The organism is Glaciimonas immobilis (assembly GCF_011947285.1).
Lineage (GTDB): Bacteria > Pseudomonadota > Gammaproteobacteria > Burkholderiales > Burkholderiaceae_D > Glaciimonas > Glaciimonas immobilis.
In genome coordinates this window covers 1-5,427 of the sequence record NZ_JAAOZT010000019.1, presented here as the reverse complement: position 1 = coordinate 5,427, position 5,427 = coordinate 1, and the positions used below count along the sequence as shown (strand labels likewise).

Sequence of the window (5,427 nt, the reverse complement as noted above, 5' to 3'; positions counted from 1 at the left end):
CAGGCAGCAATGCCACAAAACAGAGATTAAACTGAAGAGTTTGATCCTGGCTCAGATTGAACGCTGGCGGCATGCCTTACACATGCAAGTCGAACGGTAACAGGGAGCTTGCTCCGCTGACGAGTGGCGAACGGGTGAGTAATATATCGGAACGTGCCTGATAGTGGGGGACAACTAGTCGAAAGATTAGCTAATACCGCATACGCCCTACGGGGGAAAGGGGGGGACTCGCAAGAGCCTCTCGCTATCAGAGCGGCCGATATCTGATTAGCTAGTTGGTGAGGTAAAGGCTCACCAAGGCTTCGATCAGTAGCTGGTCTGAGAGGACGACCAGCCACACTGGGACTGAGACACGGCCCAGACTCCTACGGGAGGCAGCAGTGGGGAATTTTGGACAATGGGCGCAAGCCTGATCCAGCAATGCCGCGTGAGTGAAGAAGGCCTTCGGGTTGTAAAGCTCTTTTGTCAGGGAAGAAACGGCCTGGGTTAATACCTTGGGCTAATGACGGTACCTGAAGAATAAGCACCGGCTAACTACGTGCCAGCAGCCGCGGTAATACGTAGGGTGCAAGCGTTAATCGGAATTACTGGGCGTAAAGCGTGCGCAGGCGGTTGTGTAAGACAGGTGTGAAATCCCCGGGCTTAACCTGGGAATGGCATTTGTGACTGCACGGCTAGAGTGTGTCAGAGGGGGGTAGAATTCCACGTGTAGCAGTGAAATGCGTAGAGATGTGGAGGAATACCGATGGCGAAGGCAGCCCCCTGGGATAACACTGACGCTCATGCACGAAAGCGTGGGGAGCAAACAGGATTAGATACCCTGGTAGTCCACGCCCTAAACGATGTCTACTAGTTGTCGGGTCTTAATTGACTTGGTAACGCAGCTAACGCGTGAAGTAGACCGCCTGGGGAGTACGGTCGCAAGATTAAAACTCAAAGGAATTGACGGGGACCCGCACAAGCGGTGGATGATGTGGATTAATTCGATGCAACGCGAAAAACCTTACCTACCCTTGACATGGCTGGAATCCTTCAGAGATGAGGGAGTGCTTGAAAGAGAACCAGTACACAGGTGCTGCATGGCTGTCGTCAGCTCGTGTCGTGAGATGTTGGGTTAAGTCCCGCAACGAGCGCAACCCTTGTCATTAGTTGCTACGAAAGGGCACTCTAATGAGACTGCCGGTGACAAACCGGAGGAAGGTGGGGATGACGTCAAGTCCTCATGGCCCTTATGGGTAGGGCTTCACACGTCATACAATGGTACATACAGAGGGCCGCCAACCCGCGAGGGGGAGCTAATCCCAGAAAGTGTATCGTAGTCCGGATTGTAGTCTGCAACTCGACTACATGAAGTTGGAATCGCTAGTAATCGCGGATCAGCATGTCGCGGTGAATACGTTCCCGGGTCTTGTACACACCGCCCGTCACACCATGGGAGCGGGTTTCACCAGAAGTAGGTAGCCTAACCGTAAGGAGGGCGCTTACCACGGTGGGATTCGTGACTGGGGTGAAGTCGTAACAAGGTAGCCGTATCGGAAGGTGCGGCTGGATCACCTCCTTTCTAGAGTTAGTACGGACATTAAGCGTCCACACTTATCGGTGTGTTAATCAGAAGAAGAACAGTCATATCAGGTATGCAAGTACGTGCTGATCAGGACGGGTCTGTAGCTCAGTTGGTTAGAGCACCGTGTTGATAACGCGGGGGTCGTTGGTTCGAGCCCAACCAGACCCACCAGTTATGTATGAAAGAAAATGGGGGCTTAGCTCAGCTGGGAGAGCACCTGCTTTGCAAGCAGGGGGTCATCGGTTCGATCCCGTTAGCCTCCACCATTTTACTTATTATTTACTATTACTATTTACCCGGCACAACGCAGGGGCAATAAGTAGCAGTAACGTAAAAATCAAACCTAAGTCATGTTTTACGTGGAGTTGTAGCGTGAAATAAAAAAGAGATTTAGGTTTGATCTTTAGACGATCATTGGCTGTTTGTTCTTTAACAATTTAGAAGAAGTAAAGAATTCGTCTGCGCTACGACAGTAGTGCGGATGGGTATGATTGTATCAAATCAAAAAGTATTAAAGAGTTCTCAAAAGAGTCTGCGCTAGTGATAGTGGCAGACACATGCGACAACACTTTGGATACGGCAAACGCTAAAGACATACTCATAAGTAACAATACTATAACCGGTTTTTAGGCGTGAACGCGTCTAGAAGCTAACGTTATAGGGACAAGTGAATAAGTGCACATGGTGGATGCCTTGGCGATGTCAGGCGATGAAGGACGTAGTAGCTTGCGATAAGCTGCGGGGAGCCAGCAAACAGGCTTTGATCCGCAGATTTCCGAATGGGGAAACCCACCCTTTATGGGTATTGCACACTGAATACATAGGTGTGCAAGGCGAACGTGGCGAACTGAAACATCTAAGTAGCTACAGGAACAGAAATCAACCGAGATTCCCAGAGTAGTGGCGAGCGAAATGGGAACAGCCTGCACGATTTAGCATCAGCGATAATGGAACGTCCTGGAAATGGCGGCCATAGAGGGTGATAGCCCCTTACATGAAATCGGTGGTGTGGAACTAAGTGTGCGACAAGTAGGGCGGGACACGTGTAATCCTGTCTGAACATGGGGGGACCATCCTCCAAGGCTAAATACTCGACATCGACCGATAGTGAACCAGTACCGTGAGGGAAAGGCGAAAAGAACCCCGGAAGGGGAGTGAAATAGATCCTGAAACCGTGTGCATACAAACAGTAGGAGCGGACTTGTTCCGTGACTGCGTACCTTTTGTATAATGGGTCAGCGACTTACATTCAGTGGCAAGCTTAACCGTATAGGGAAGGCGTAGAGAAATCGAGTCCGAATAGGGCGTTCAGTCGCTGGGTGTAGACCCGAAACCAAGTGATCTACTCATGGCCAGGATGAAAGTGCGGTAACACGCACTGGAGGTCCGAACCCACTAATGTTGAAAAATTAGGGGATGAGCTGTGGGTAGGGGTGAAAGGCTAAACAAACTTGGAAATAGCTGGTTCTCTCCGAAAACTATTTAGGTAGTGCCTCAAGTATCACCATCGGGGGTAGAGCACTGTTATGGCTAGGGGTTCATTGCGAATTACCAACCCATTGCAAACTCCGAATACCGATGAGTGCGAGCTTGGGAGACAGACGCCGGGTGCTAACGTCCGACGTCAAGAGGGAAACAACCCAGACCGCCAGCTAAGGTCCCAAAGATTGGCTAAGTGGCAAACGAAGTGGGAAGGCTAAAACAGTCAGGAGGTTGGCTTAGAAGCAGCCATCCTTTAAAGAAAGCGTAATAGCTCACTGATCGAGTCGTCCTGCGCGGAAGATGTAACGGGGCTAAGCCAGTCACCGAAGCTGCGGATATGTGTTTATTTATAAACCATATGGTAGGAGAGCGTTCTGTAAGCCTGCGAAGGTGTCTTGTAAAGGATGCTGGAGGTATCAGAAGTGCGAATGCTGACATGAGTAGCGATAATGGGGGTGAAAAGCCTCCACGCCGTAAGCCCAAGGTTTCCTGTTCAACGTTCATCGGAGCAGGGTGAGTCGGCCCCTAAGGCGAGGCAGAGATGCGTAGCTGATGGGAAGCAGGTTAATATTCCTGCACCGTCGTGTGATGCGATGGGGGGACGGATCGCGGAAGGTTGTCCGACTGTTGGAATAGTCGGTTTTTGGCTCAGAGAAGGCTGTTAGGCAAATCCGGCAGCGTAATTCAAGGGGTTGAGACGAGTGAATTTATTCACGAAGCAATCGGAAGTGGTTCCAAGAAAAGCCTCTAAGCTTCAGTCACACGAGACCGTACCGCAAACCGACACAGGTGGGCGAGATGAGTATTCTAAGGCGCTTGAGAGAACTCGGGAGAAGGAACTCGGCAAATTTGTACCGTAACTTCGGGATAAGGTACGCCCCGGTAGCTTGACTGGCTCGCGCCAGCAGGGTGAAAGGGCTGCAATAAAAAGGTGGCTGCGACTGTTTAATAAAAACACAGCACTATGCAAACACGAAAGTGGACGTATATGGTGTGACTCCTGCCCGGTGCTGGAAGATTAAATGATGGGGTGCAAGCTCTTGATTGAAGTCCCAGTAAACGGCGGCCGTAACTATAACGGTCCTAAGGTAGCGAAATTCCTTGTCGGGTAAGTTCCGACCTGCACGAATGGAGTAACGATGGCCACACTGTCTCCTCCCGAGACTCAGCGAAGTTGAAATGTTTGTGATGATGCAATCTACCCGCGGCTAGACGGAAAGACCCCATGAACCTTTACTGTAGCTTTGCATTGAATTTTGAACCAATCTGTGTAGGATAGGTGGGAGGCTTTGAAGCGTGAACGCTAGTTTGCGTGGAGCCAACCTTGAAATACCACCCTGGTTTGTTTGAGATTCTAACCTTGGTCCGTTATCCGGATCGGGGACAGTGCATGGTAGGCAGTTTGACTGGGGCGGTCTCCTCCTAAAGTGTAACGGAGGAGTTCGAAGGTACGCTAGGTACGGTCGGACATCGTGCTGTTAGTGCAATGGCATAAGCGTGCTTAACTGCGAGACTGACAAGTCGAGCAGGTACGAAAGTAGGACATAGTGATCCGGTGGTTCTGTATGGAAGGGCCATCGCTCAACGGATAAAAGGTACTCTGGGGATAACAGGCTGATTCCTCCCAAGAGTTCATATCGACGGGGGAGTTTGGCACCTCGATGTCGGCTCATCACATCCTGGGGCTGTAGCCGGTCCCAAGGGTATGGCTGTTCGCCATTTAAAGTGGTACGTGAGCTGGGTTTAAAACGTCGTGAGACAGTTTGGTCCCTATCTGCCGTGGGCGTTGGAAATTTGAAGGGGGCTGCTCCTAGTACGAGAGGACCGGAGTGGACGAACCTCTGGTGTACCGGTTGTCACGCCAGTGGCATTGCCGGGTAGCTAAGTTCGGAAGAGATAACCGCTGAAAGCATCTAAGCGGGAAACTTGCCTTGAGATGATATTTCCCGGGAACTAGATTCCCCTAAAGGGTCGTTCGAGACCAGGACGTTGATAGGCTGGGTGTGGAAGCGTAGTAATACGTTAAGCTAACCAGTACTAATTGCCCGTGCGGCTTGTCCCTATAACCTTAGCAGGTTATAGAATAAGCTAATGAGATATGTGTTTGCCTGAAAAGTGCAATCATACCCGGCAGTACCGTTCACACCCCTGAACGGTACTGCAGTAATACAAAACTTTACTTCTTCTAGATTGCGTTGGCTGTTGCCCCGTTGGGAACAGACGACACTACAGTTTATGCCTGATGACCATAGCGAGTTGGTACCACCCCTTCCCATCCCGAACAGGACCGTGAAACGACTTTGCGCCGATGATAGTGCTGCAACCAGTGTGAAAGTAGGTCATCGTCAGGCTCTTATTAAAAAACCCTCCCGGAGTAATCC

Annotated in this window: 2 tRNA genes and 3 rRNA genes; all 5 read left to right on the top strand. The window is 50.6% G+C overall.

The features are described from left to right. The first annotated feature begins 28 nt into the window (after positions 1-28). Positions 29-1,561 (top strand): 16S ribosomal RNA (locus HAV38_RS21180). Positions 1,562-1,658: 97 nt separating this feature from the next. Continuing rightward, positions 1,659-1,735 (top strand) — tRNA-Ile (locus HAV38_RS21175). Positions 1,736-1,754: 19 nt separating this feature from the next. After that, positions 1,755-1,830, top strand: a tRNA-Ala gene (locus HAV38_RS21170). Positions 1,831-2,225: 395 nt separating this feature from the next. Further along, positions 2,226-5,108: ribosomal RNA gene (locus HAV38_RS21165) — 23S ribosomal RNA — on the top strand. Between the two features lie 176 nt (positions 5,109-5,284). Further along, positions 5,285-5,397 (top strand): 5S ribosomal RNA (gene rrf / locus HAV38_RS21160). The 16S, 23S and 5S rRNA genes sit together here with 2 tRNA genes alongside, the layout of an rRNA operon. The last annotated feature ends 30 nt before the right edge of the window (positions 5,398-5,427 follow it).